Genomic DNA, 24,007 nt, shown 5'->3' with positions numbered 1-24,007 from the left:
GTGCGACCGGCACCCGAGGGGAGCCGGTCGCAGAGCGCTTGACATCCCCTATTATTCCGGATTCGGCGCGGTGCCGCTAATCACACCCGCAGGACCGCCGATGTCAGGACCGTCCTGCGCCTGCCGCCGCAGCGCGGTGATCTGGGCGTCCCGGTCCGCCAGCGCCGACGCGAGCCGCTGCAGGGTCTCGTCCACCTGGTCCATCCGGTATCCCCGCAGGGCCGGTGAGAAGCGCAGGCGGTCGACGTCGGCCGCCTCCGGGTCCGCCGGCAGCAGCACCGGGGGCAGGGTCCGGACCGGCTCGGCCAGCGGCCGGGCGAAACCGGTGCGCCCGGCCAGGGCGAGGGCGATCAGGCCCACCACGACCACGGCCGCCACCAGGACCAGCACCACGGACACGGTCACTGCGGGTCTCCCCCGCCCGGGCCACCCTCGACCGGGTCACCACCGACCGGGCCGCCCTCGCCCAGGCCGTCGTCGGTCACGTCGCGCCCGGCCAGGCGGTCCGGCCAGCGGGACACGGGCACCGTGGTCAGCACCAGCTCCACGGCCTCCTCCGGGGTGTCCGCCACGCGCAGCAGGTCCACGTCGTCCTCCGCGATCATCCCGCGGGCGACCAGGGTGTCCCGGATCCACGCCACGAGCGGCGTCCAGTACTCCCGGTCCAGCAGGACCACGGGGAACGCGGTGACCTTGCCGGTCTGGACCAGGGTGAGCGCCTCGAAGAGCTCGTCCAGGGTGCCCATGCCGCCGGGTGCCACCACGAAGCCCTGGGAGAACTTCACGAACATGACCTTGCGGACGAAGAAGTAGCGGAAGTCGATGCCCAGGTCCACCCAGTCGTTCAGCCCCTGCTCGTGGGGCAGCTCGATGCCCAGCCCCACGGAGTGCCCGCCGCCCTCCTTGGCCCCACGGTTGGCGGCCTCCATCACTCCGGGCCCGCCACCGGTGATGACCGTGAAACCGGCCTCGGCCAGCCGTCGGCCGACCTCCCGGGACTGCTCGTAGTCCGCCTCGCCGGGCCGGGACCTGGCCGAGCCGAACACGGAGATGGCCGGGCCCAGGGTCGCCAGCGAGCCGAAGCCCTCCACGAGCTCGCCCTGCATGCGCATCACCCGCCAGGTGTCCCGGGCGATCGACTCGGTGCTCCGCCGTCCGGAGGAACCGGCCTGGCGCTGGCGGGAGTCCAGCAGCATCTGGTCGAACGTCGGTCCCGAGGCGTCGGCGCCACGCAGCGTCTGGGGGCCGCGCCGGACCTCCGGTCGGGGCCGCCGGTCGTCGGAGTTCTGTGACATGGGACCACCCTAGTGGGCAGGGCCTCCGGACCCGGCCGCCGCCCCCGGACGGGAAACAGATGTTTCAGTTCCGCAACGATGGCGTCAAACCCTCGTGAACCATCCACGTCGCCTGACGGGGGGCGTCGTTCTCCGCTAGTCTCGTCGCCATGACGCAGACCACACCGCCCCCAGCGGATCCCCCCGCGGCGGACAGCACCGGCACCCGGATCCTGGTCGAACTGGAGAACGTCAACAAGCACTTCGGGTCGTTCCAGGCGCTCACGGACATCAACCTGACCATCCCGGAACGGCAGGTGGCGATCGTGCTGGGCCCGTCCGGGTCGGGCAAGTCCACCCTGTGCCGCACCATCAACCGCCTGGAGACCATCGACCCGGGCGGGACGATCCGGATCGACGGCAAGCCCCTGCCCGATGAGGGCAAGGCGCTGGCGCGGTTGCGTGCCGACGTCGGGATGGTGTTCCAGTCATTCAACCTCTTCGCCCACAAGTCGATCCTGGAGAACGTCACCCTGGGCCCGATCAAGGTCAAGGGCGTGAAGAAGGCCCAGGCGGAGAAGGACGCGATGGGGCTGCTCGAACGCGTCGGGGTGGCCCAGCAGGCCCGGAAGATGCCGGCCCAGCTCTCCGGCGGCCAGCAGCAGCGCGTGGCCATCGCCCGTGCCCTGGCCATGAAGCCCAAGGTCCTGCTCTTCGACGAGCCGACCTCGGCCCTGGACCCGGAGATGGTCCAGGAGGTGCTCGACGTCATGGTCCAGCTGGCCCGCGAGGGGATGACCATGGTGGTGGTGACCCACGAGATGGGCTTCGCGCGCAAGGCCGGGGACCGGGTGCTGTTCATGGACGAGGGCAAGGTCCTGGAGGACACCGACCCCGAGTCCTTCTTCACCCGCCCCCAGCACCCCCGCGCCAAGGACTTCCTCGGCAAGATCCTCACCCACTGAACCCGGGCGAACGCACCGCTCGCCCGCCCCAGACCACCCGTCGCACCGACATCATCACCGTCCCTGGAGGAACCATGCGCAAGAAGTACATCTCCGTCGCCGCCCTGGCCGCGTCGGCCGCCCTCGCCCTGTCCGCCTGCTCGCCGTCCTCCACGGACGGCGGCGGCGGCGGCGAGACCGGCGGCGGCGAGACCCAGGGCGGTGGCGAGACGGTCCGCATCGGCATCAAGTTCGACCAGCCCGGCCTCGGCTTCCGCGAGGGCTCCGGCGACCCGACCGGCTTCGACGTGGACGTCGCCAAGTACGTGGCCGGGGAGCTCGGCTACGCCGAGGGGGACATCGAGTGGATCCAGACCCCCTCGGCCAACCGGGAGAACGCCCTGGAGGGCGGCGAGGTCGACATGATCTTCGCCACCTACTCCATCACCGACGAGCGCGCCGAGCGCGTGGGTTTCGCGGGCCCGTACTTCGTGGCCGGCCAGGACCTGCTGGTGCGCCAGGACGACACCGAGATCACCGGCCCGGAGGCGCTGAACGGCAAGAACCTGTGCTCCGTCACCGGGTCCACCTCGGCCCAGCGGATCAAGGACGAGTACGCCGAGGGCGTGAACCTGGTCGAGCAGGGCGGGTACGCCGAGTGCGTGACCTACCTGGAGTCCGGCCAGGTGGACGCCGTCACCACGGACGACATCATCCTCGCCGGCCTGGCCGCCACCCCCGAGAACGCCGGCAAGTTCAAGGTGGTCGGCAACGCCTTCACCACCGAACGCTACGGCGTGGGCATCCCCAAGGGCTCGGACCAGTGCCAGGCCATCAACGACGCGATCACCAAGATGAAGGACGAGGGCGCCTGGGAGGAGGCCCTGACCGCGAACACCGAGGGGACGGGCTACACCCCCGACGAGACGCTGAACAACGGCCCCGACGCCGAGCTGGTGTCCTGCGAGGCCTGAGCCGCCGCGCCGCGCGACTGAACCGCGGCACTGAGACGGCGGCGGCACGGCCCTCGGGCCGTCCCGTCGCCGTCGTCGGCCCCACCCCTCCGTCCGCTCCAGGGACAGGAACCCCATGAACGGCTTTCTTGAACTCTTCGCCGAGTACGACATCATCGGCGCCTTCTGGATGAACATCCGGCTGACCATCCTCGCGGCCATCGGCTCGTTCGCGCTGGGCACCGTGCTGGCCGTGTTCCGGATCTCCCCCGTGGGCTCGCTGCGGGCCATCGGCACCTCGTACGTGAACGTGGTGCGCAACACCCCGCTGACGATCATCATGGTGCTCGGCGTGCTGGCCGTGTGGGGCCAGCTGAAGATCACGTTCTCCTCGGACTTCGAGCTCAACTTCTTCGTCTACGCCGTCATCGCGCTGTCGATCTACCACGCGGCCTTCGTGTGCGAGGCCATCCGCTCGGGGGTCAACACGGTCCCCCAGGGCCAGGCCGAGGCCGCCCGCGCCATTGGCCTGAGCTTCCTGCCCGCCGCGCGGGTGGTCGTGCTCCCCCAGGCCCTGCGCGGGGCCATCACCCCCCTGGGCAACACCCTGATCGCCCTGACCAAGAACACCACGGTGGCCGCGGCCGCCTCCGTGGCGGAGGCCTCCGGACTGATGAAGACCATGATCGAGTTCAATCCCAACCTGATGGTCTCCATCTTCCTGACCATCGCGATCGGGTTCTGCATCATCGTGATCCCGATGGGCCTGCTGACCACCTGGCTCTCCGACAAGCTGGCGGTGGCCCGATGAGAACCCAGGCCACCGTCCTCTTCGACGCCCCCGGCCCCAAGGCCCGGCGCAACATCCTGCTCTCCAACGCCGCGGCCCTGGTGGTCGTACTGGTCATCGTGGTGCTGGTGCTGATCCAGCTCAACGAACAGGACCAGCTGGCCCCGGAGAAGTGGGCCAACGCCCTGAACGCCAACGCCTGGGCCAACTACTACCTGCCCGGGCTGAAGTTCACCCTGCAGGCCTCCGGGATCGCCGTGGTCACCGCCATGGTCTTCGGGCTCATCTTCGGCTTCCTGCGCCTGGCCCCGTTCGGCCCGATCCGCTGGTTCGCCGGCGTGGTGGTCGAGTTCTTCCGCGCCGTGCCGGTGCTGGTGATGATGTTCTTCCTGTACTTCTTCTTCTCCCGCATCGTGGCCCCCACCGGACTGATCGCCTCCGCGGACGCCGCGTACTACGGGGTCATCGTCGGGCTCACCGTCTACAACGGCGCCGTGATCGCCGAACTGGTCCGCTCCGGGGTGAAGTCCCTGCCCAAGGGACAGCGCGAGGCCGCCGCCGCCGTGGGGATGACCAACAACCAGTCCCTGCGCCTGGTCGAGGTCCCCCAGGCCCTGACCGCGATGCTGCCCTCACTGCTGAGCCAGTTCGTGGTCATCATCAAGGACTCAGCCCTGGGCTACCTGATCGGCTTCTACGAACTGCTGCAGTACTCCCGCCAGCTCGGCTCGGGCTACTCCAACATCCTGCAGACCCTCGTGGTGGCCGCCCTGATCTTCATCGTCATCAACTTCATCCTCACCTGGCTGGCCTCCAAGCTCGCCGGACGGCTCTCCTCCCGCACCGGCGGGGACACCGCACCGGTCACCTCCACCACCATGGGCCCCGCCCTCCCGGTCAGGTAGTCCGGGCGGGCGGCGGTCCGGGGCGTCAGCGGACGTCGGACTCCGGCACGAGCCAGCGACGCAGCGCCCCCAGGCACGCACGCACCGCGCCGGCGGTGACGTGCTCGTCGTCGGCGTGGGCCAGCAGGGCGTCCCCCGGCCCGAAGTTCACGGCCGGCACGCCCAGCTCGGAGAACCGGGCCACGTCCGTCCAGCCGTACTTGGGCATCGGTTCCCCGCCGACGGCGGCCACGAAGGCCGCCGCCGCGGGGTGGTCCAGGCCCGGGCGGGCCGCGGGCGAGGCGTCCGTGACCTCGATGGCCTCCGGGGAGATGCCGGCGCGGGCCAGGACCGAGTACACGTGCTCGTGCGCCTGCTCGACGGTCTTGTCCGGGGCGAACCGGTAGTTGACCTCCACGGCGCAGGAGTCGGGGACGACGTTGCCCGCGGTGCCGCCGTGGATCCGCACCGCGTTCAGTCCCTCCCGGTAGTCCAGGCCCTCGACCGTGACCGTGGCCGGCTCGTAGGCGGCCAGCACCGCCAGCAGGGGGGCGGTCGCGTGGATGGCGTTGACCCCGCGCCAGGACCGGCCCGTGTGGGCGGCGACGCCCGGCACCGCCACGAGGTACCGGCTGGTGCCGTTGCACCCTCCCTCCACCACGCCGTCGGTGGGTTCCAGCAGCACCGCGAAGTCCGCCTCCAGCAGCGCGGGCGCCTGCCGGGCGATGCGGCCCAGGCCGGACCGCGCCGCCTCGACCTCCTCGTGGTCGTAGAACACCCAGGTGACGTCCCGCGCGGGACGGGGCCGGCGTCGCGCCCCAGCAGCCCGGCCAGTGCCAGCTGGACCGCCACTCCGCCCTTCATGTCCGTGGCGCCGCGTCCGTAGAGCACGTCCCCGTCGGCCGGCACGGCAGCCACGGTCCCGACACCGGTCGCCGGCTCCCAGCGCGAGGGCACCGTGCCCCGGGCACCGGGGACGGTGGGCAGCGGGACGGTGTCCAGGTGACCGGCCAGCACCACCCGGGAGTCCAGCCCGAACTCGGTGCGTGCCACCACCGCGTCCCCGATGCGCTGCACGCGCAGGGCCGGCAGGGCCCGCAGCGCCTCCTCGACGGCGTCGGCCAACGGGGTCTCGTGGTCGGACACGGAATGGATGTCCAGCAGCTCGGCGGTCAGCAGGGCCACGTCGAGGTCGAGAGGGGGCAGGACGGGCGCGGTGGTGACCGGGAGGGAAGAATCCATGCCAGTAGGATATTCCCATGGACTCCACCCCCTCCCAGCCCGGCGCCCCCCTGACGACCTCCCGGACGGCCTCCGGCCTCGGACTGGCGACCTTCGCCGCGGACGGCACCGTCCTGGACGCCTGGTTCCCGGCCCCCGCGCTGGGCCCGGCGGCCGACGTGGACAGCTCGATGACCGGGGCCCTGGAGTCCCTCGCCCGCCCCGACGCCGACCGGGGCACCACCCAGCGGGCCGTGACCGTGGAGTCGGACCTGGACTCCGCGCCGGTCGACGCCCTGGACTCCTGGCTGCGACTGCACCTGCTGTCCCACCGCCTGGCGGCCCCCAACACGCTCAACCTGGACGGGATCTTCGGCACCCTGGCCAACGTGGTGTGGACCAGCGCCGGCCCCTGCTCGTCCGACGGCTTCGAGGCGACCCGGCTCAAGCTGCGCGCCCGCGGGCCCGTGGCGGTGTACGGCGTGGACAAGTTCCCGCGGATGACGGACTACGTGCTCCCCTCCGGGGTCCGGATCGCCGACGCCGACCGGGTGCGGCTCGGAGCCCACCTGGCCGCGGGCACGACCGTCATGCACGAGGGCTTCGTGAACTTCAACGCCGGCACGCTCGGCGCCTCCATGGTGGAGGGCCGGATCTCGGCCGGCGTGGTGGTCGGTGACGGCTCCGACGTCGGCGGCGGGGCCTCCATCATGGGCACCCTCTCCGGCGGTGGCACGCAGCGCATCGTCATCGGTGAACGCGTGCTGCTGGGCGCCAACGCCGGCGTGGGCATCTCCGTGGGCGACGACTGCGTGGTGGAGGCCGGACTGTACGTGACGGCCGGGACCCGCGTGACCGTGAAGCAGGACTCGGGGACCGAGTCCGTGGTCAAGGCGCTGGACCTGTCCGGGGTCCCGAACCTGCTGTTCCGCCGCGACTCCTCCACCGGCCAGGTCCAGGCCCTGCCCCGGGCCGGGCAGACCGTCGTGCTCAATGACGCGCTGCACGCCAACTGACGCCCGGGCGGACCGATGAGCCCCCGCCGGACGCGGCGCCGGCGCGCCCTCGGGGTGCTCGTGGTCTGCGCGCTGCTCGTGGCAGGCGGGTTCTGGGCCGCCTCCCGGTTCATCGACTCCTCCGAGGTCCTGGTGCGGGAGCGGTGCACCGCCGTGGTCGGCACGGAGTCCTTCGGCCTCGCCCCGGACCAGGCGGCCAACGCCGCCCTGATCGCGGCCGTGGCCATGGACCGTGGGCTGCCCGCGCGGGCGGCCTCGATCGGCATCGCCACCGCCGTGCAGGAGTCCAAGCTGCGCAACATCGACTACGGGGACGAGGCCGGTCCGGACTCCCGCGGGCTGTTCCAGCAGCGGCCCTCTCAGGGCTGGGGGTCCGAGGCGCAGGTCATGGACCCGGTGTACGCCACGAACCGCTTCTACCAGGAGCTCGAGCTGCTGGTCCCGGACTTCGAGGACCTGGACATCACCGTGGCCGCCCAGACCGTCCAGCGCTCGGCGTACCCCGACGCCTATGCCGACCACGAACCGGAGGGCCGGGCCTACGCCTCCGCCCTGACCGGGCACTCCCCCGCCGGGCTGAACTGCGTGCTGCGCTCACCCGAGGGCCCCGGGGACGCCCGGGCCCTGGTGGCCGCCCTGACGGACCAGCTCTCGGACGTGGATCCCGCGGTCTCCGGGGACGGGCACACCGTGACCATCCCGGCCACCGGCGCGCGCGGCTGGGCCCTGGTGCAGTGGGCCGTGGCCAACGCCCGGCAGTACGGCGTCACGGCGGCGTCCTTCGGCGGCCAGGGCTGGGTCCGCGCGGACCACGGCTGGTCACCGGCGACGGGGACCGACGGCGCGGTCACCATCACCCTCGCCGGTTGAACGGTCCCCAGACGCACGAATCCCGGTCATCCCGACCACGCCCGCCGGGACGGGCGGGGTGTCGTCGGGATGACCGGGAGACGCGGACGGGTGCCGGGGCTCAGCGGCCCGGGTAGTCCCGCAGGTCGTAGCCGGTGTAGACCTGGCGCGGCCGGCCGATCTTGGTGGACGGATCCTGCATCAGCTCGCGCCACTGGGCGATCCAGCCGGGCAGGCGGCCCAGGGCGAACAGCACGGTGAACATCTTCTCCGGGAAGCCCATGGCCTTGTAGATCACGCCGGTGTAGAAGTCGACGTTCGGGTACAGGCGGCGCTCCACGAAGTAGTCGTCGGCCAGGGCCTTCTCCTCGAGCCGCTGGGCGATCTCGAGCAGTTCGTCATGGCCGCCGAGCTTGCCCAGGATGTCCTCGGCGGTCTTCTTGATGATCTTGGCGCGCGGGTCGTAGTTCTTGTAGACCCGGTGGCCGAAGCCCATCAGCTTGATGCCGGCCTCCTTGTTCTTCACCTTCTCCATGAAGTCCTCGGGGCTGACACCCTCGTCCTTGATGCGGTGCAGCATGTTCAGCACCGCCTCGTTCGCCCCGCCGTGCAGCGGACCGTAGAGGGCGTTGATGCCGGCGGAGACGGAGGCGAACATGTTGGCCTGCGAGGAACCCACGAGGCGCACGGTGGAGGTGGAGCAGTTCTGCTCGTGGTCGGCGTGCAGCATCAGCAGCATGTCCAGGGCCTTGACCATGTCCGGGTCCAGCTCGTAGGGCTCGGCCGGGACGCCGAAGCACTGGCGCAGGAAGTTCTCCACCAGGTTCAGCGAGTTGTCCGGGTACAGCATCGGCTGGCCCAGCGACTTCTTGAACGCGTAGGAGGCGATGACCGGCAGCTTGGCCATCAGCCGGATGGTGGAGATGTGGACCTGCTCCTCGTCGAACGGGTCCAGGGAGTCCGGGTAGAACGTGGACAGCGCGGACACCGCGGAGGACAGGACCGGCATCGGGTGGGCGTCCCGCGGGAAACCGCCGAAGAAGCCCTTGAGGTCCTCGTGGAGCATGGTGTGGCGACGGATGTTCTCGTCCCAGGCTCCCAGCTGGTCACCGGTCGGCAGGTCGCCGTAGATCAGCAGGTAGGCCACCTCCAGGAAGGAGGAGTTCTCGGCCAGCTGCTCGATGGGGTAGCCGCGGTAGCGCAGCACACCCTCGTCCCCGTCGATGAAGGTGATGGCCGACTTGGTGTTGGCCGTGTTCATGAAGCCCGGGTCGTAGGTGACCAGACCGGTGTTCTTCAGCAGGGGCCCGATGTTCAGACCGTCGTTTCCGGCGGTCGCCTGCTCGCGGGGTAGGTCGACGCTCGTGCCGTCGACGGACAGCGCTGCCGAAGTGTTCTCGGTCATGGGTACTCCCTCATGAGTTCGTCGGTGACGCGGACCACGGCACCGAAGGGTGGGGGTCGCGATGATTCAATCCTCGTCAACGCTACCAAGCACCGGGCTGATGCACGGAATCGGTGACGACCTAACGCCAGGCGCGAAGCCGTTCCGCGGCCCGGGCGACGGCGTCGTCGGTGGCCGTGATCGCGACCCGGACGTAGCCGTTGCCGGCCGTGCCGTAGAACGTGCCCGGGCCCACCAGGATGCCCCGTTCCGCGAGCTGTCCGACCAGCGCCCAGCTGTCCGCCTCGCTCGGCGCACCGTCCCGGGCGCCGTCCCGGGTCCAGAGGTAGAGCCCCGCCTCGGAGTGGTCCACGACCAGGCCGGCCGAGGTCAGGGCGTCCTTCAGCAGCGACCGTCGGGCGCGGTACCGGTCCTTCTGGGCGGCCACGTGGGCGTCATCGCCCAGCGCGACCGTCATGGCGGCCTGCACCGGCGCCGGGACGATCATCCCGGCGTGCTTGCGGCTGTTGACGAGGTTCGTCACCAGGCCCGGGTCCCCCGCCGCGAACGCGGCCCGGTAACCGGCCAGGTTGGACTGCTTGGAGAGCGAGTACACGCTGAGCAGGCCCGTGTGGTCCCCGCCGGAGACCTCCTCGGAGAGGATGCAGGGCGTGCCGGCCGCGGAGTCGTCCCACTGGTCCCAGCCCAGCTCGGCATAGCACTCGTCCCCGGCCACCACGGCGCCGAGCTGGCGCGCCTGGGCGACGACGGCGCTCAGCCGGTCGGCGGAGGCCACCTGCCCGGTGGGGTTGGCCGGGGAGTTGGTCCAGACCAGTCTCACGCGGTCGCGGGTCGCGGCGTCGAGGTCGTCGAGGGAGTCCGCGGCGACGGCCTCGGCACCCACCAACAGGGCGCCGATGTCGTAGGTGGGGTAGGCGACGGTCGGGCGGACCACGACGTCCCCGGGGCCGATGCCGAGCAGCAGCGGCAGCCAGGCGATGAACTCCTTGGAGCCCACGGTGGGGATCACGGCCTGCGGGTCCAACCCGGGCACGCCGCGACGGCGGGCGTACCAGGCGGCGATGGCCTCGCGCAGTTCGGTCGTGCCGTGTGTGGTCGGATACCCGTGGGCGTTCGCCGCCGCGGCCAGCGCACGCTGGATCAGTTCCGGGGTGTCGTCCACGGGCGTGCCGATGGACAGGTCGCTGATCCCGCCGGGATGGCCCTGTGCGGTGCGCCGGTAGGGCGCCAGGGACTCCCAGGGGTACTCGGGCAGTGTGAGCACTACAGGTCGGCCGGCTGCGGCTGCGGGGGCAGCGCGGCGACGAGCGGGTGGTCCTTGTTGATCAGGCCCATCTTGGCCGCACCGCCCGGCGAGCCGAGGTCGTCGAAGAACTCCACGTTGGCCTTGTAGTAATCGGCCCACTCCTCGGGCGTGTCGTCCTCGTAGTAGATCGCCTCGACGGGGCACACCGGTTCGCAGGCGCCACAGTCCACGCACTCGTCGGGGTGGATGTACAGCATCCGCTCCCCCTCGTAGATGCAGTCCACCGGGCATTCATCGATGCAGGCCTTGTCCTTCAGGTCCACACACGGCAGGGCGATGACGTACGTCACTTCAGACCGTCCACCTTCCAGCGATTCGTCGGTTCGGGTCCGGGCACCACGCGGCGTGCCGGACGAGAGGTTTCTGCGGACAGTCTAGTCCCGTGACGCGGGCACCCGCAGGAGCGGCTGGGCCATGAGCATCGTGAGCACGGCCACCACGGGCAGGCCCCACAGCCAGACGGCCCCGGAGATCGCCGGGCCCGGGACCACGCGCAGCGTGTACTCGGTCAGGGCCACCGCGAAGGTGTCCAGCCCCGGCCAGGCGGACAGCCCCAGGGCGGTGGTGAAGGCCACGATGGCACTCACGCCACCGGCCCACGCGACCGAGCAGCGCAGCGTCCACCACAGCTGCGCGGACGCGGCCAGCGCCAGCGCGAGGACTGCTCCCCACGGCAGGACGGCCTCGCCCAGCCAGGCGAAGTGGGTGTGCAGCACGGTGCCCAGGACCCCGACGCCGGCCCCGACCAGGACCGCACCCAGCGCGGCGCGCCAGGGGGTCATGGTCGGGGACGGGGCGTCGTGGTGCCGGCCGGGGCCGGCCGGTGTCGGGACCCGGGATCCGGGCGCCTCAGGCGCGGGCACGGGCGCGGTTGGCCTTGTTCCGCTCGTTGGCGTCCAGGATCACCTTGCGGATCCGGATGTCCTCGGGGGTGATCTCCACGCACTCGTCCTCGCGCGCGAACTCGAGCGACTCCTCGAGGGTCAGCCGGCGCGGCGGGGTCAGCCCCTCGAAGGAGTCCGAGGAGGCCGCACGCATGTTCGTGAGCTTCTTCTCCTTGGTGATGTTCACGTCCATGTCATCGGCGCGCGAGTTCTCGCCGACGATCATGCCCTCGTACACCTCGGAACCGGGCTGGATGAAGAACGTGCCGCGTTCCTGCAGGTTGATCATCGCGAACGGGGTGGCGGTGCCGGCGCGGTCGGCCACCAGCGAGCCGTTGGTGCGGTACTCGATCGGGCCGGCCCACGGCTCGTAGCCGTTGGCGATGGAGGAGGCGATGCCGGCACCGCGGGTGTCCGTGAGGAACTGGGTGCGGAAGCCGATCAGGCCGCGGGCGGGGACGTTGAACTCCATCCGGATCCAGCCGGTGCCGTGGTTGGACATCTCCGTCATCCGGCCCTTGCGGGCGGCCATCAGCTGGGTGATGGCCCCCATGAACTCCTCCGGGGTGTCGATGGTCATCAGTTCCATCGGCTCGTGGACCTTGCCGTCGATGGTCTTGGTGACCACCTGGGGCTTGCCCACGGTCAGCTCGAAGCCCTCGCGGCGCATCTGCTCCACCAGGATGGCCAGCGCCAGCTCACCGCGGCCCTGGACCTCCCAGGCGTCGGGACGCTCGGTGGGCAGGACCTTGAGCGAGACGTTGCCGACCAGCTCGGCGTCGAGGCGGTCCTTGACCTGACGGGCGGTGACCTTGGCGTTCTTCACCCTGCCCGCCAGGGGGGAGGTGTTGATGCCGACGGTCATGGAGATCGCTGGGTCGTCCACCGTGATCAGCGGCAGCGGCTTCGGGTTCTCCGGGTCGGTGAGGGTCTCGCCGATCATGATGTCCTCGATCCCGGCGACGGCCACGATCTCACCGGGGCCCGCCGACTCGATCGGCTCGCGCGACAGCCCCTTGGTGCCGAGCAGCTCGGTGATCTTCACGGTCTTCAACTGCCCGTCCTGGCGGGCCCAGGCCACCTGCTGGCCCTTCTTCAGGGTGCCGTTGAAGATGCGCAGCAGGGCCAGGCGGCCCAGGAACGGGGAGGCGTCCAGGTTCGTGACGTGGGCCTGCAGCACCTCACCGGGCGTGTAGGTCGGGGCCGGGATGTGCTCCAGGATGGTCGCGAACAGCGGCTCCAGGTCCTCGCTGTCCGGCAGCTGGCCGTCCGCCGGCTGCTCGAGGGAGGCCTTGCCGGCCTTGCCGGAGGCGTAGACGATCGGCAGGTTCAGCACGGAGTCCAGGTCCAGGTCCTCGACCTCGTCGGCCAGGTCGGAGGCCAGGCCCAGCAGCAGGTCCATGGAGTCGGAGACGACGCCGTCGATGCGTGCGTCCGGGCGGTCGGTCTTGTTGACCACGAGGATCACGGGCAGCTTGGCGGCCAGGGCCTTGCGGAGCACGAAGCGGGTCTGGGGCAGCGGCCCCTCGGAGGAGTCCACCAGGAGCACGACGCCGTCCACCATGGACAGCCCGCGCTCGACCTCGCCGCCGAAGTCGGCGTGGCCGGGGGTGTCGATGACGTTGAGGGTCACCATCTCGCCCTTGGCCGCGGGACCGGAGTAGAACACGGTGGTGTTCTTGGCCAGGATGGTGATGCCCTTCTCGCGTTCGAGCTCACCGGAGTCCATCACCCGGTCCTCCACCTCACCGTGGCTGGAGAAGGCGCCGGCCTGGCGCAGCATCGCATCCACCATGGTGGTCTTGCCGTGGTCGACGTGGGCCACGATGGCGACGTTGCGGAGATCGGTGCGCTGGGTGAGGGTTTCAGTCATAGAGGTGCCTGTTCATCGAGGACGGCGGAAGGGACGGGGCTGCCGGCAAAGCCGTCTACAGGCCCCGTCCGATTGTACGGGACGCCGGCAAGCCCTCCCGCCCGCCGTCCTCAGTAGGGGGTCTCGCCCAGGGACTGCAACAACTGGCGCCGTTCTGTCCGCTTGGCCAACTGCTCGTCCGGGTCCGGGGCCGGGGCGGCCGCCAGCAGGCGCTTCGTGTAGTCCTGGGCCGGGTGGTGCAGCACCTCGGCGGTGGGGCCCTGTTCCACCTGGCGGCCGTCCTTGAGGACGAGCACCCGGTGGGCGAGCATGTCCACCACGGCCAGGTCGTGGGAGACGAACAGGCAGGCGAACTCGTACCGGGACTGCAGCTCGGCGAACATGTCGAGCACGGCGGCCTGCACGGACACGTCCAGGGCCGAGGTCGGCTCGTCCGCGATGAGCACCTCGGGGTCCAGGGTGAGTGCCCGGGCGATGGAGATGCGCTGGCGCTGACCACCGGAGAGCTCGTGCGGGTACCGGTTGACCACCGAGCGCGGGAGCTTGACGGCGTCCAGCAGCTCGTAGGCCCGCTGCATCTGCGACGACCGGTTGCCCACCTTGTGGATGACCATCGGTTCGGTGATGACGTCACCGATCGGGAAGCGCGGGTCCAGGGAGGCCGCCGGGTCCTGGAAGACCACCCCGATGCGCTTGCGCATCCGGCGGGCCTCGCCACCGGCCATCCGGGTCAGGTCCTCCCCACGGATCCTCAACGAGCCCTGGGCCACGGGCAGCAGGCCCAGGACGGCCTTGGCGATCGTGGACTTGCCCGAACCGGACTCCCCCACCAGCCCGAGGATCTCCCCCGGGGACACCGTGAAGTCGATGTCGTGCACCACGCGGTTCTTCTTGCCGCGGTGGTCGTACTCGATGCACATCCCCTGGGCCTCGATGGCGTAGCTGACCCTCGACTGGGTCTCGGTGACCGGTTCCGGTTCGGCGACCTCCAGCTCGGCACCGAGCCGCGGCACGGACGCGAGCAACCGTTGCGTGTACGGGTGCTGGGGGTTCTGCATGACCTGGTGGACCTCACCGGACTCCACCAGCTCGCCGCGCAGCATCACGCAGACGCGGTCGGCCATGTCCGCCACCACGCCCATGTTGTGCGTGATGAGCAGGATGCCGGTGTTCAGCTGGTCCTTGAGCGAGCGCAACAGCTCGAGGATCTCGGCCTGGACCGTGACGTCGAGTGCGGTGGTCGGCTCGTCGGCGATGATCACCTCGGGCGAGCAGCTGATCGCCATGGCGATGACGATGCGCTGGCGCTGGCCGCCGGAGAACTGGTGCGGGTACTGCCGCAACCGGTTCCTGGCGTCCTGGATCCCGACCATCTCCAGCAGTTCCGCGGCCCGGCGGTCCGCCTCGGTGCCGAAGGCGATCCCGTGCAGGTTCAGCGCCTCGGTGAGCTGGTCGCCCACGGTCAGCACGGGGTTCAGGGCGGTCATCGGCTCCTGGAAGACCATGGCGGCGTGGCGGCCACGGATCCGGCGCAGTCCGGAGGCGTCCAGTGCGGTGACGTCGCGGTCGCCCAGCATCACCGTGCCGGAGACGTTCGCGTTGTTCGGCAACAGGCCCATGGCGGTGGCCGAGGTGACCGACTTGCCCGAGCCCGACTCGCCGACCAGGGCGACGACCTCACCCGGCTTGATGTCGAAGCTGACCCCCTTGACCGCCTCGACCTGGCCGAACTCCGTGTCGAAGGTCACCGAGACGTCCTGGAAGGACAGGATCGGCCTGCCGTCGCGGTCCGGGTGGCGCTGGACCACCCCCAGCGAGCCGGTGGCCGGGGATGAGCCCGACGTCGGCCGGGCCGCGTGCGAGCCCGCCCCGGGAGCCTCGTCCACCGCGTCGGCGGTCCCTTCACGGTTCTTGCGTCCGAAGATGCCCATGGCCTCTCCCCTCCTCAGTCTCTCGGTTCCTGGTCGTCACGGCGGTCCTCGTCCGGGCGGTCTCCGTCCGGGCGGTTCCTGCCCTTCCGGTGGTCCCCGTGCCGGCGGGGTCCCCCGTGCCGCTCATCGTCCGAGTGGATCTCGTCGCGCAGTTCCGCGGAGGTCGTCGTGGGCCTCAGCGCCGCGGTGGCGGGCACGTCCCGGCCGCCGGCTCCGGCACTGGTCTCCGTGGCGGCCCGGTCGAGGGCCTTGTCCCGACCGGAGATGCCGAAGGTGCCCAGGCGGCGGTTCCTCCGCGCCGTGCGCGCGCCCTGTCGGGGGTCGAACGCGTCTCGCAGGCCGTCGCCCAGGAAGTTCACGGACAGGGCGATGGCCAGGATGAGCATGCCGGGCCACCAGAACAGCCACGGACGGGTGGTGAAGGCGTTCTGGTACTGGCTGATCAGCAGGCCCAGCGAGGACTCGGGAGCCTGGACGCCGAAGCCCAGGAAGGACAGCGAGGTCTCCAGCAGGATGGCCGAGGCGATCGCGAAGGTGGCGTTGACGACGATCACACCGATGGTGTTCGGGAGCAGGTGCCGGCCGATCACGCGGGCCGGGTGGGCTCCCATGGCCACCGAGGCCGCCACGAACTCCTTCTCGCGCAGGGACAGCACCTCTCCGCGGACCAACCGGGCCAGGGAGGTCCAGGTGACCAGGCCCAGCACGACCGCCAGGGGGATGATGCCCGCATCGAGGCTGGAGGTCATCCGGCCCAGCACGGCCGCCAGCACCAGCAGCGGGATCACGATGATCAGGTCGGTCAGGCGCATCAGCAGGGAGTCGATCCACCCGCGGAAGTACCCGGCGATGGCACCGATGGTCGCACCGATCACGGTGGAGACCAGGCCGACCACCAGCGCGATGATCAGGGACTGCTGGGTGCCGCGCATGACCAGGGCGAAGTAGTCCTTGCCCGTGTTGTCCTGGCCGAACGGGTGCTCGCCCCAGCGGATGCCCTCCCCGCCCAGCCACTGCGGGACCAGGGACAGGGTGGGGGCGCCGCCGTCGACCACCGTGGACGAGGTCAGGTAGCTCTTGTCCCACCAGCCGGGGATCCCGGCCCAGCCGATCGAGCTGAACGCGAGGATGAAGATCAGGACCAGGAACACCGCCGAGGGCATGGCGGCCTTGTGGTTCCGGAACTTGCGCAGGACCATCTGGCCCTGGCTGTAGGACTTGCCGGTCTTCTGCCGCAGCTTCGCGTCCTCGACCTCGGCGAGATTCGCCATGTCGACGGCCTGCTGGGACGGCCCGGTGCCGTCCCGCATGGTCGTGGCGGTTCGTGACGGGTTCTCGTCCATGGTCTTCGGGTCCTGCTCGTCGCGGGGGTCGATGTCGTTGTGCATGCCGCTCACACCCGGATCCGGGGGTCGAGGACCGCGTAGAGGATGTCGGCCAGCAGGTTGAACAACACTGCGGCCGTGCCGGTGACCAGGAAGAACGCCATCACCGGCGCGGGGTCCACCTGGTCCAGGCCGGTGGCGAACATCTCACCCATGCCCTTCCAGCCGAAGACCCGTTCCGTGATGACGGCACCGCCGATCAGGGCCGCGAAGTCGAAGGCCATGATCGTGGTGATCGGGATCAGCGAGTTGCGGAAGGCGTGCTTGAGGATGACCTGACGCTCGCCGAGCCCCTTGGCGCGGGCGGTGCGGATGTAGTCCTGCTGGCTGACCTCGAGCATGGACGCGCGGGTGTAGCGCGAGTAGGTCGCCAGGGAGATCAGTGCCAGCAGGATGGTGGGCAGCAGCAGCTGGGTCCCCTTGTCCAGGAAGTCCTCCCAGAAGGTGCCGGAGAAGTTCGGGGTCTGCGAGCCGATGGTGGAGATCGGCCGCCCCACGATCTCGAGGTATCCCGGCCAGGCGCGGAAGAGGTGCTCCACGAGGATCAGCAGGCCCATGACCCCGGCCGTGAAGAGGGACACGATGGTGGCCGCGCCCTTGGAGAACCCGCCCATCAGGCGCCCCACGGCGACCGCCACGATCACCAGCACGACCGCCAGGACGAGCAGGATCGTCCAGGTCGGGTCCCACAACAGGGTGTAGGTGGCGTAATAGGACACGACGCCCAGGGCGGCGGTCACCAGCCCCGCGTACAGCACGCGGCGGTTCTGCAGGCCGGCGCCCAGCGCGGTGGCCCCGACGGCGGCCGCGGCCCCGACGAGCGCGATGACGACCGGGCCCAGCTGCGGGTACTGGGCGAAGTTGAGCCAGTCCAAGTACGGGATGGCCAGGACGGTGAAGAGGAAGGCGCCCAGGAAGGTGAAGAGGCGGCGCCGGGGCGGACCGGCCAGTACGGCCTGCAGGACCACCCCGAGCAGCAGCCCGGCGACGATCGCCGCCGGCCAGGTGAAGCCCGGGTCCGCCATCCAGTCGTTGAACCCGATCGCCAGGTACTCCTTGAGCAGCACGGCAGCCCAGAAGACCGGCAGCGAGAAGAACAGGAACGTCAGGAAGGTGACCGCGTAGTCCATGCCGGAGTACTGGCGGATGGCGGTCAGGATGCCGATGACGATGCCGAAGACCATGGCGATCACGGTGGCCAGCACGACCAGGCGCAGGGTCGAGGCGGCGGCCAGCCCGAGCAGGTCGACGACCTCCTGGCCCTGGCGGTTGGTGCCGAGCTCACACCGGCCGATGAAGCACTGGCCCACGCCGGTGAGCCAGGTCCAGTACCGCTGGTACCAGGGCATGTCCAGGTTCATGAACTGGGTGCGCTGCTGCATGAGGTAGTCGCGGTTCTCCGCGTTGGACTCGCGCAGGTCGGCCAGGGGATCGCCGGAGTTGATGGTGAGCACGTAGAGCAGCACCGAGGCTCCGAGGAGCACCAGGAACGAGCTGCCGAAGCGCCTGAGGATGAATTTCAGCACAACTGAACGTTGCCTTCCGTACCAAGGGTGTCGTGGACGTGGTCATGATCACACCACGGGTCGCTCCCCATGATCGGCCGGACCCGCCGGGTCCGGCCGATCGTGGGGAGCACGGCTGAGGCCCGGCCGGATGATGGCCGGGCCTCAGCGGTGGTCATGGGTCATCCCCGCGGGGGGTCAGCCGAGGGTCACTCGGCGCGGACCCACTGCTGGGCGTTCCAGACGGCCCCGGACTGGGTGGCGGTGTCGCGGACGTTGGCCACGTCCGCCGAGTGCGCCACGACGCCCGGGTGGGCGTACAGCGGGATGCCGAACAGGTTGTCCCACAGGCCCTTCTCGATGACCTTCACCTGCTCGGCGTGCACGGCGGGGTCGACGGATCCGGCCAGGGTGTCCCAGGCGGCGTCGACCTCCTTGTTGGAGAACTTGCCGTAGTTCTGCTGACCGGTGGTGTGGTAGATGTTGCGGCCCGAGGCGATCTGGCCGGAGCCGGCCCACGCGAACAGCGCGACCTCGTAGTCACCCTGCGGCATGGTCTTGTCGAAGAAGTCGGCGGAGCCCACGTCCTCGATCACGAAGCCGGCCTCGTCACAGGAGGACTTGATGGCGGCCACCGTATCGGAGCGGCGCGGGTTCGGGGCCGAGTAGCCGATGCGGACCTTGGTGCCCTCGGCGCCCTCGGCCTCGACGATCTTCTTCGCGCCCTCGACGTCGACCTCGTCGTAGCTACCGTCATAGGCGGCGTCAACGACCTCCTGGTAGGTGTCCTGGAACGGGAAGACCTCGCGGGCGTTCATGACCACGGCCTCGGGATCGACCGGTTTGATCAGGTTGTCCACGATCTGCTGGCGCGGCACGCACAGGGCGAAGGCCTTGCGCAGTTCGAGGTTGTCCGCGAACGGCGAGCCGTCCATGAAGTTGAAGTCCAGGTGCTCCCAGGTCAGGGAGGCGCCGGTCTGGATGACGATCTGGTCGCCCAGGTCCTCCAGCTGGGACAGGGTGTCCACGGTGGCCTGCGGCTCGATGACGTTCAGGTCGCCGTTGGCGAGGGCCTGGACGTGGGTGTCGGCGGCAGCGAAGCGGATGACCAGTTCCTTCGTGGCCGGCGGGGTGCCCCAGTAGTTCTCGTTGGCCGTCAGGGTGATGGACTGGCCCGGCTCCCAGCTCTTGAACGTGTAGGGGCCGTTCGAGGGGGCGATCGACTCGTCCGGAAGGGTGCCCGGAGAGGTGTTCCAGCCGGTGTTCCAGAACTCGGCGGCGGGGGCCAGGGCCTTCGCGTCCTCGTTGCGGACGGCCTCGAGCATGGCGTCCATGCCCATGCCGGACTCCTCGGCGACGACGTGGGCCGGCAGGGCGGTGTCCACGAGGATCGGCCAGTCGGCGTAGGGCTCCTTGAAGGTGATGGTGAATTCCTTGCCGGCGGGATCACCCTCCGGCGCCTCGCTGACGTACTCGCCGAAGGACTGGGAGATGGCGTTGAACAGCGGCGCCGCATCCTCGCCCGAACCGGTGGTGATGCGCGGGTTCTCGACACCCCACTTCAGGATGTAGTCCGCGGCGGTGACGGGGGTCCCGTCCGACCACACGGCCTCCTCGTTGATGGTGTACTTCACCGTCAGCGGGTCGTCGGAGACCTTCTCGTAGGTGCCGTACTCCTCGTTCTGGTAGATCTCCCCGTCGGTGCCGAAGTAGGCGAAGGTGGAGATGAGCCGCTCGGTGACCGCCGAATTGTAGGTCGAGTAGGTCTCCGGCGTCATGGAGTTGTAGGAGATGAACTCATCCTCGCCCACCGAGTAGGCGATGGAGCCGTCCTGGGTCTCGATCTCCCCGAGGTCCGCCAGTCCGGAGTCGGCGGGCTCGACGGTGTACTTCTCCCCGAAGTCGCCGGTGATGACGTCGCCGTTGCCCTCGGGGGCGGCGGAGCCGGTGTCAGAGTTCTCGGCCGGGCCGCCCGGCGCGCAGGCGGACAGGACGAGCGCGGAGCCGGCCAGGAGGGCGGCTGCGGCAGAAAGCTTTGTGTACTTCATCAAAGCGTCTCCATTCAGACAGGTGCGAGGCGTGCTGTGCTCCCGATCCGACCCGTCTGGGGTGGAGGGCCGGCCTCCGGCCGAAATCCGGTTTCCCCTCCCCGGCCGGTAGTGAGCAACACCACAAGATGTGAAAGACATTAGCCCCGCAACATGTAAAAGCACCATTGAATAGTCGGCCACCGGCCGGATCGTTACCATCCCGTAACTTGGCGGCCACCAGCGGAAACATGCTGTTTTCAAGAGTTCATCGGCGGTTCACAAGTGGGCCCTCACCGGGGCATTTGGGGCCCCGCCGGGAAATACGGCAGGTAGGAGATCCCGGAGACGTTGTACTTGAACCTGATGCCCATGACGATCCGGATCCCCACGTGCATGCCCCACGCCCCGAGGGCGAACGCCTGGCCGAGCCTGCGGTGCACCAGCGACAGCGGCGCCCCGAGCTCCACGGCCAGGGAGACGACGGCGAGAAGGGTGAACAGTCCCTTCTGCCGGTACAGCGCGGAACCGGCGTCGGTCCTGGCGGAGCCGAAGAGGTCCTTGCGCAGTCCGTCCACGGCGATCTGGCCGCGCAGCACGTCGCCCTGTGCCCACCTCATCCCGAGGGGACCCCGGACCTTCGCCACGCCGGAGATGAAGTACACGGCGCAGGTCGCGATGTTCAGCACGGTCGGGACCGCGCCGTAGGCCCGGTCGAAGCGTTGCGGGAGCAGGGTGCGGTCACGGACCAGGGCGTCGACGCTCAGGGCGTCGGCGGAGCGGGTGGTTCCCAGGACCATCTGGTGCATCGTCATCATGTTGTCGCTGTGCAGCAGCATCGTCCAGGAATTGCGGTAGGTGATGGTCCACAACTGCAGCGCCGCGTTCAGCGGACCGGTCACCCGGTGGCCGATCCCCAGCGTCGCCGCGATGTTGACCGCCTGCGCGGCGTCGAAGAGGGCGTCCGCCACCGTCGGCGGCAACGGCCTCCTCAGCACCCTGACCACCCCGACGGGCGTGAACTGGGTCTCGTCCTGGCGGTGGAGCCTGCGGAACATGTCACGCCGGCGGATGTTGTGCACCGCGGAGAACGTGCCGGTGGCCAGGCGCAGCACGGCCGGGCGCACGGGCTGGGCCGCCGGGCGGAGGTGGTCGACGAGGGTCTGGACGAGGGTCATCGGGTGCTCTCCTGCGCGGGGGTCCGCACGGTGCGCGGTGCGGCCTGGACGGTGTGCTCGGTGCGGTAGTCGGCGGGCGTGTTCCGCTGGCCGATAGGGGCGGGGGGCGTGTTGCCGAGCCCGGAGCGGGCCATCGGCCCGGTGGGCGGTCCCTGGGGGTCCTGGGCGGGGTCGGTACGGGTCTCCGCGACCTCGACGGCGGTGCCGCCGACGTCCGCGCGGGCGTGGACGGTCTCGACCTGCGGGGTGGTGTTGCCCGCGTAGTAGGTGTCGAAGAAGTACCGCGAGCGCACGACCTCGACGCGGACGATCCCGGCCTCGCGACGGCGACGGACGGCACCGGGGCCCCCGCCGCGCGGCACGGGCCGCTCACGCCGGGCGGCCAGGGCGTCGGCGTAGCGCTGGGCGACCTCCGCCGCGCGGCCCTGGCGGACCATGCGGGTGACCTGTTTGCGGACCTGGTTCAGCCCGCCGGCACCGAAGTGGCTGTAGTGCGGGACGATCCGCTCACCCTCGGCGGTGAATCCGGCCACGTGCGGGATGCGGGCCCGGTCCTTCCGGTGGTCCGAGAACATCGGATAGGTCGAGAGCGGGAAGGAGTCCTCCTCGCCCTTGTCCCTGCCGTTGAAGTAGTGGCGCACCGGGGAGAGCAGCACGGCGGCCAGGGCGGTTCCCGCGACCAGGGCCCAGAGGTCCCGGTCCGTCACCGCGGGGGCGGACAGCACCCCCGGCAGCGACGTCGGGTGGGCGGGGTTGTCTGTCATGGTCTGTCCTCTCGAGGGGTGCGGGTGTGCGTGTGCCGCCGGGTGCGGCCCCGTGCCGCGTCGGCCAGGGCGGCCCGGGCCGCGTGCAGTCCGGCCATCCCGTGCACCCCGCCTCCGGGCGGGGTGGACGAGGAGGCCAGGTACAGTCCCGGCGTGCCGGTGCGGTGCGGGCTGAGCACGGGGGCCGGTCGCAGCACCTGCTGCAGCCCGCCCATGGATCCGCCGGCCACGTCCCCGCCGATGAGGTTGGGGTTCCAGGACTGGAGGGCCGAGGGGGTGGTGGCCACCCGGTGGACGATCCGGTCCCGGAAACCCGGGGCGAAGCGTTCGATCTGTTCGGCGATCAGGTTCTCGACCGGGGCGTCGTACCCACCGGGGACGTGGGCGTAGGTCCACACCACCGTCTTCCCGGCGGCCGGACCGGTGGCCCGGGACGGGTCCCCCGCCTGCTGCTGGCAGACCATGACGAAGGGCCTGTCCGGCATCCGGCCGGCCTTCGCCTCTCGCTCGGCGTGCTCCAGCTCGGCCAGCGTGCCGGTCACGTGGACGGTACCGGCGCCGGCCACCCGGGAGTCGGTCCACGGGATCGGCCCGTCGAGCAGGTAGTCCACCTTCGAGACCCCTGTCCCGTACCGCCAGCGCCTCAGGTGCGCGGCATAGCGGTCGCTGAGGTCCGCCCCGTCGAGGGCGAGCAGCTGCCGGGGCGTGAGGTCGAGCAGGATCGCGTCCGCGTCCGGGAATTCGCGCAGGTCGGTGACCTCGTGGTCCAGGTGGATGCGTCCACCGTGGGCAGCCAGGACGGAGGCAAGGGCCGCGGTGATGGCACCGGAGCCGCCCTTGGCCACGGGCCACCCGCGGGTCATGCCCAGGGCACCGAAGATCAGGCCGAACGCGGCCGTGAACAGGTGGGTGGGCGGCAGGATGGCGTGGATCGAGGAACTCGCGAACAGGGACCTGGCGGTCTCGTCCCGGAAGATGGCCCGTCCGACGGCACCCGCGGGCCAGAGGGCCCGGATCCCGAAGCGGGCCATGCTGACCGGATGCCGCGGCACGCGCACCAGTGACGGGCCGAGGATGTTCTCCAGGTGCGCGTCGATGTCCTCCACCAGCGGGGCGTGCAGCCGGGTCCACGCCGTGCCGTCCTGACCGAGTCCGGCGGCCGTGGCCTCGAGGGTTCGGTGCAGGATCGCCGCCGGACGGCCCTCCAGGGGGTGTGCCATCGGGAAGTCACTGTGCAGCCATTCGACGCCGTGCGCGCCGAGGTCCAGGTCCCGGAACACGGGGCTGGCGACACCGAAGGGATGGCCCGCCGCCCCGAGGTCCACGATGGTCCCCGGGCCGAGCACGTCGGCGGAGGCGGAGGCACCGCCCGGGGCCGTGTGCCGCTCGTAGACGTCGACCTCCCAGCCCGCGCGGGCCAGCACCGCGGCGGCGGTCAGCCCGTTGGGTCCGGAGCCGACGACGACGGCGCGCCGCCCGTGCGTGGATCGACTGGATCGACCGGAGGGTCGGGGAGTGTGCAGCTGCTGCGCCGGCTCCTGGTGCGTCATCGCGTCTGTTCCTGTCCTTGGAAGATCCTGTGAATATCCTGCGGGACCGGGATGAGACGGGGATGAGTCGACGATGAGACGACGATGAGGGCCCCGGCCGGGTCGGCGATCCCGTCCTGCCGAACCTAGCGGATGGGCCGGGTCCTGGGGATGGACCCGGCCCTGGGGGGCCCGGTCCTGGGGGCCTGTGTCTCGGGACGGCCTCCGGGCCACGGGCCGGACGGTACTGGAGGGCCGGACGGTACTGGAGGGCCGGTCCGTCCTGGAA

At 70.4% G+C, this 24,007-nt stretch carries 20 protein-coding genes and 1 pseudogene; 6 read left to right on the top strand and 15 right to left on the bottom strand.

From position 1 onward, the window contains the following. Positions 1-51: 51 nt before the first annotated feature. Entirely contained in the window at positions 52-405 is a 354-nt protein-coding gene (locus tag CITRI_RS0109175; RefSeq protein ID WP_010144462.1) for a DivIVA domain-containing protein, read from the bottom strand. After that, positions 402-1,295: a TIGR00730 family Rossman fold protein gene (locus tag CITRI_RS0109170; RefSeq protein WP_010144461.1), complete on the bottom strand. Its 894-nt coding sequence runs from the start codon at positions 1,293-1,295 to the stop codon at positions 402-404. Before CITRI_RS0109170 ends, CITRI_RS0109175 begins: the two co-directional genes overlap by 4 nt. A gap of 149 nt (positions 1,296-1,444) precedes the next feature. Here CITRI_RS0109170 and CITRI_RS0109165 point away from each other — a divergent pair, with 149 nt between their 5' ends. The 4 genes from CITRI_RS0109165 to CITRI_RS0109150 all read left to right on the top strand — a co-directional run bounded on the left by CITRI_RS0109165 (position 1,445) and on the right by CITRI_RS0109150 (position 4,866). After that, positions 1,445-2,239: an amino acid ABC transporter ATP-binding protein gene (locus CITRI_RS0109165; RefSeq protein ID WP_010144459.1), complete on the top strand. Its 795-nt coding sequence runs from the start codon at positions 1,445-1,447 to the stop codon at positions 2,237-2,239. Positions 2,240-2,313: 74 nt separating this feature from the next. Next, positions 2,314-3,192, top strand: coding sequence for a glutamate ABC transporter substrate-binding protein (locus CITRI_RS0109160; RefSeq protein ID WP_010144458.1), 879 nt, complete (start codon positions 2,314-2,316; stop codon positions 3,190-3,192). Positions 3,193-3,307: 115 nt separating this feature from the next. Then, complete coding sequence (locus CITRI_RS0109155; RefSeq protein ID WP_010144457.1) at positions 3,308-3,982, top strand: amino acid ABC transporter permease; 675 nt, start codon at positions 3,308-3,310, stop codon at positions 3,980-3,982. Further along, positions 3,979-4,866 (top strand): amino acid ABC transporter permease, encoded by an 888-nt coding sequence (locus CITRI_RS0109150; protein WP_010144456.1) that lies wholly within the window; start codon positions 3,979-3,981, stop codon positions 4,864-4,866. Before CITRI_RS0109155 ends, CITRI_RS0109150 begins: the two co-directional genes overlap by 4 nt. A 25-nt stretch (positions 4,867-4,891) precedes the next feature. Here the strand turns inward: CITRI_RS0109150 and dapE are convergent. Next, positions 4,892-6,087: pseudogene (gene dapE, locus CITRI_RS17105) on the bottom strand (succinyl-diaminopimelate desuccinylase). A 17-nt stretch (positions 6,088-6,104) separates the two neighbouring features. On the opposite strand from dapE, the gene dapD reads away from it, so the two are divergent. Together dapD and CITRI_RS0109135 are read left to right on the top strand one after the other, a co-directional pair. Continuing rightward, positions 6,105-7,082 carry a 2,3,4,5-tetrahydropyridine-2,6-dicarboxylate N-succinyltransferase gene (dapD, locus tag CITRI_RS0109140; RefSeq protein WP_010144453.1) on the top strand — a complete coding sequence of 326 codons (978 nt, stop codon included), beginning with the start codon at positions 6,105-6,107 and terminating at the stop codon, positions 7,080-7,082. Positions 7,083-7,097: 15 nt separating this feature from the next. Next, on the top strand, positions 7,098-7,952 hold the full coding sequence (locus tag CITRI_RS0109135; protein ID WP_010144452.1) for a hypothetical protein: 855 nt from the start codon (positions 7,098-7,100) through the stop codon (positions 7,950-7,952). Positions 7,953-8,052: 100 nt separating this feature from the next. Here CITRI_RS0109135 and CITRI_RS0109130 read toward each other — a convergent pair whose 3' ends face one another. The 12 genes from CITRI_RS0109130 to CITRI_RS0109075 form a co-directional block, all read right to left on the bottom strand. After that, positions 8,053-9,336 carry a citrate synthase gene (locus CITRI_RS0109130; RefSeq protein ID WP_010144451.1) on the bottom strand — a complete coding sequence of 428 codons (1,284 nt, stop codon included), beginning with the start codon at positions 9,334-9,336 and terminating at the stop codon, positions 8,053-8,055. Between the two features lie 121 nt (positions 9,337-9,457). Then, positions 9,458-10,600, bottom strand: coding sequence for a succinyldiaminopimelate transaminase (dapC, locus tag CITRI_RS0109125; RefSeq protein ID WP_010144449.1), 1,143 nt, complete (start codon positions 10,598-10,600; stop codon positions 9,458-9,460). Next, entirely contained in the window at positions 10,600-10,932 is a 333-nt protein-coding gene (gene fdxA / locus CITRI_RS0109120) for a ferredoxin (RefSeq protein WP_010144448.1), read from the bottom strand. The genes dapC and fdxA overlap by 1 nt, the downstream gene beginning before the upstream one ends. A gap of 84 nt (positions 10,933-11,016) precedes the next feature. Further along, complete coding sequence (locus CITRI_RS0109115) at positions 11,017-11,424, bottom strand: hypothetical protein (protein WP_141566035.1); 408 nt, start codon at positions 11,422-11,424, stop codon at positions 11,017-11,019. A gap of 67 nt (positions 11,425-11,491) precedes the next feature. Next, positions 11,492-13,399: a translational GTPase TypA gene (gene typA, locus CITRI_RS0109110; RefSeq protein ID WP_010144446.1), complete on the bottom strand. Its 1,908-nt coding sequence runs from the start codon at positions 13,397-13,399 to the stop codon at positions 11,492-11,494. A 110-nt stretch (positions 13,400-13,509) separates the two neighbouring features. Then, the gene (locus tag CITRI_RS0109105; RefSeq protein WP_010144445.1) at positions 13,510-15,330 is read right to left on the bottom strand and encodes an ABC transporter ATP-binding protein; all 1,821 of its coding nucleotides are present in this window, start codon (positions 15,328-15,330) and stop codon (positions 13,510-13,512) included. A 14-nt stretch (positions 15,331-15,344) separates the two neighbouring features. Further along, the gene (locus CITRI_RS0109100) at positions 15,345-16,727 is read right to left on the bottom strand and encodes an ABC transporter permease subunit (protein ID WP_010144444.1); all 1,383 of its coding nucleotides are present in this window, start codon (positions 16,725-16,727) and stop codon (positions 15,345-15,347) included. After that, positions 16,724-18,241 (bottom strand): ABC transporter permease, encoded by a 1,518-nt coding sequence (locus tag CITRI_RS0109095; RefSeq protein ID WP_010144442.1) that lies wholly within the window; start codon positions 18,239-18,241, stop codon positions 16,724-16,726. Before CITRI_RS0109095 ends, CITRI_RS0109100 begins: the two co-directional genes overlap by 4 nt. A 188-nt stretch (positions 18,242-18,429) precedes the next feature. Next, positions 18,430-20,268: an ABC transporter family substrate-binding protein gene (locus CITRI_RS0109090; protein WP_010144441.1), complete on the bottom strand. Its 1,839-nt coding sequence runs from the start codon at positions 20,266-20,268 to the stop codon at positions 18,430-18,432. A 272-nt stretch (positions 20,269-20,540) separates the two neighbouring features. After that, complete coding sequence (locus CITRI_RS0109085; protein ID WP_010144440.1) at positions 20,541-21,425, bottom strand: hypothetical protein; 885 nt, start codon at positions 21,423-21,425, stop codon at positions 20,541-20,543. Beyond that, positions 21,422-22,189 (bottom strand): hypothetical protein, encoded by a 768-nt coding sequence (locus tag CITRI_RS0109080; protein WP_010144439.1) that lies wholly within the window; start codon positions 22,187-22,189, stop codon positions 21,422-21,424. The genes CITRI_RS0109085 and CITRI_RS0109080 overlap by 4 nt, the downstream gene beginning before the upstream one ends. Beyond that, entirely contained in the window at positions 22,186-23,739 is a 1,554-nt protein-coding gene (locus CITRI_RS0109075; RefSeq protein ID WP_010144438.1) for an NAD(P)/FAD-dependent oxidoreductase, read from the bottom strand. Before CITRI_RS0109075 ends, CITRI_RS0109080 begins: the two co-directional genes overlap by 4 nt. Positions 23,740-24,007 lie beyond the last annotated feature (268 nt).

Origin of the sequence: Citricoccus sp. CH26A (assembly GCF_000224415.1) — a bacterium.
Lineage (GTDB): Bacteria > Actinomycetota > Actinomycetes > Actinomycetales > Micrococcaceae > Citricoccus.
Note: the sequence above shows the minus strand (reverse complement) of the source record. Positions and strands in the feature narration are given on the sequence as shown.

What these genes read in the sequence shown, in the direction of transcription:
- CITRI_RS0109170 (WP_010144461.1), bottom strand. Translation starts at nt 1,295, where the DNA reads ATGTCACAGAACTCCGACGACCGGCGGCCCCGACCGGAGGTCCGGCGC.
- CITRI_RS0109165 (WP_010144459.1), top strand. Translation starts at nt 1,445, where the DNA reads ATGACGCAGACCACACCGCCCCCAGCGGATCCCCCCGCGGCGGACAGC.
- CITRI_RS0109160 (WP_010144458.1), top strand. Translation starts at nt 2,314, where the DNA reads ATGCGCAAGAAGTACATCTCCGTCGCCGCCCTGGCCGCGTCGGCCGCC.
- CITRI_RS0109155 (WP_010144457.1), top strand. Translation starts at nt 3,308, where the DNA reads ATGAACGGCTTTCTTGAACTCTTCGCCGAGTACGACATCATCGGCGCC.
- CITRI_RS0109150 (WP_010144456.1), top strand. Translation starts at nt 3,979, where the DNA reads ATGAGAACCCAGGCCACCGTCCTCTTCGACGCCCCCGGCCCCAAGGCC.
- dapD (WP_010144453.1), top strand. Translation starts at nt 6,105, where the DNA reads ATGGACTCCACCCCCTCCCAGCCCGGCGCCCCCCTGACGACCTCCCGG.
- CITRI_RS0109135 (WP_010144452.1), top strand. Translation starts at nt 7,098, where the DNA reads ATGAGCCCCCGCCGGACGCGGCGCCGGCGCGCCCTCGGGGTGCTCGTG.
- CITRI_RS0109130 (WP_010144451.1), bottom strand. Translation starts at nt 9,336, where the DNA reads ATGACCGAGAACACTTCGGCAGCGCTGTCCGTCGACGGCACGAGCGTC.
- CITRI_RS0109115 (WP_141566035.1), bottom strand. Translation starts at nt 11,424, where the DNA reads ATGACCCCCTGGCGCGCCGCGCTGGGTGCGGTCCTGGTCGGGGCCGGC.
- typA (WP_010144446.1), bottom strand. Translation starts at nt 13,399, where the DNA reads ATGACTGAAACCCTCACCCAGCGCACCGATCTCCGCAACGTCGCCATC.
- CITRI_RS0109105 (WP_010144445.1), bottom strand. Translation starts at nt 15,330, where the DNA reads ATGGGCATCTTCGGACGCAAGAACCGTGAAGGGACCGCCGACGCGGTG.
- CITRI_RS0109090 (WP_010144441.1), bottom strand. Translation starts at nt 20,268, where the DNA reads ATGAAGTACACAAAGCTTTCTGCCGCAGCCGCCCTCCTGGCCGGCTCC.
- CITRI_RS0109085 (WP_010144440.1), bottom strand. Translation starts at nt 21,425, where the DNA reads ATGACCCTCGTCCAGACCCTCGTCGACCACCTCCGCCCGGCGGCCCAG.
- CITRI_RS0109080 (WP_010144439.1), bottom strand. Translation starts at nt 22,189, where the DNA reads ATGACAGACAACCCCGCCCACCCGACGTCGCTGCCGGGGGTGCTGTCC.
- CITRI_RS0109075 (WP_010144438.1), bottom strand. Translation starts at nt 23,739, where the DNA reads ATGACGCACCAGGAGCCGGCGCAGCAGCTGCACACTCCCCGACCCTCC.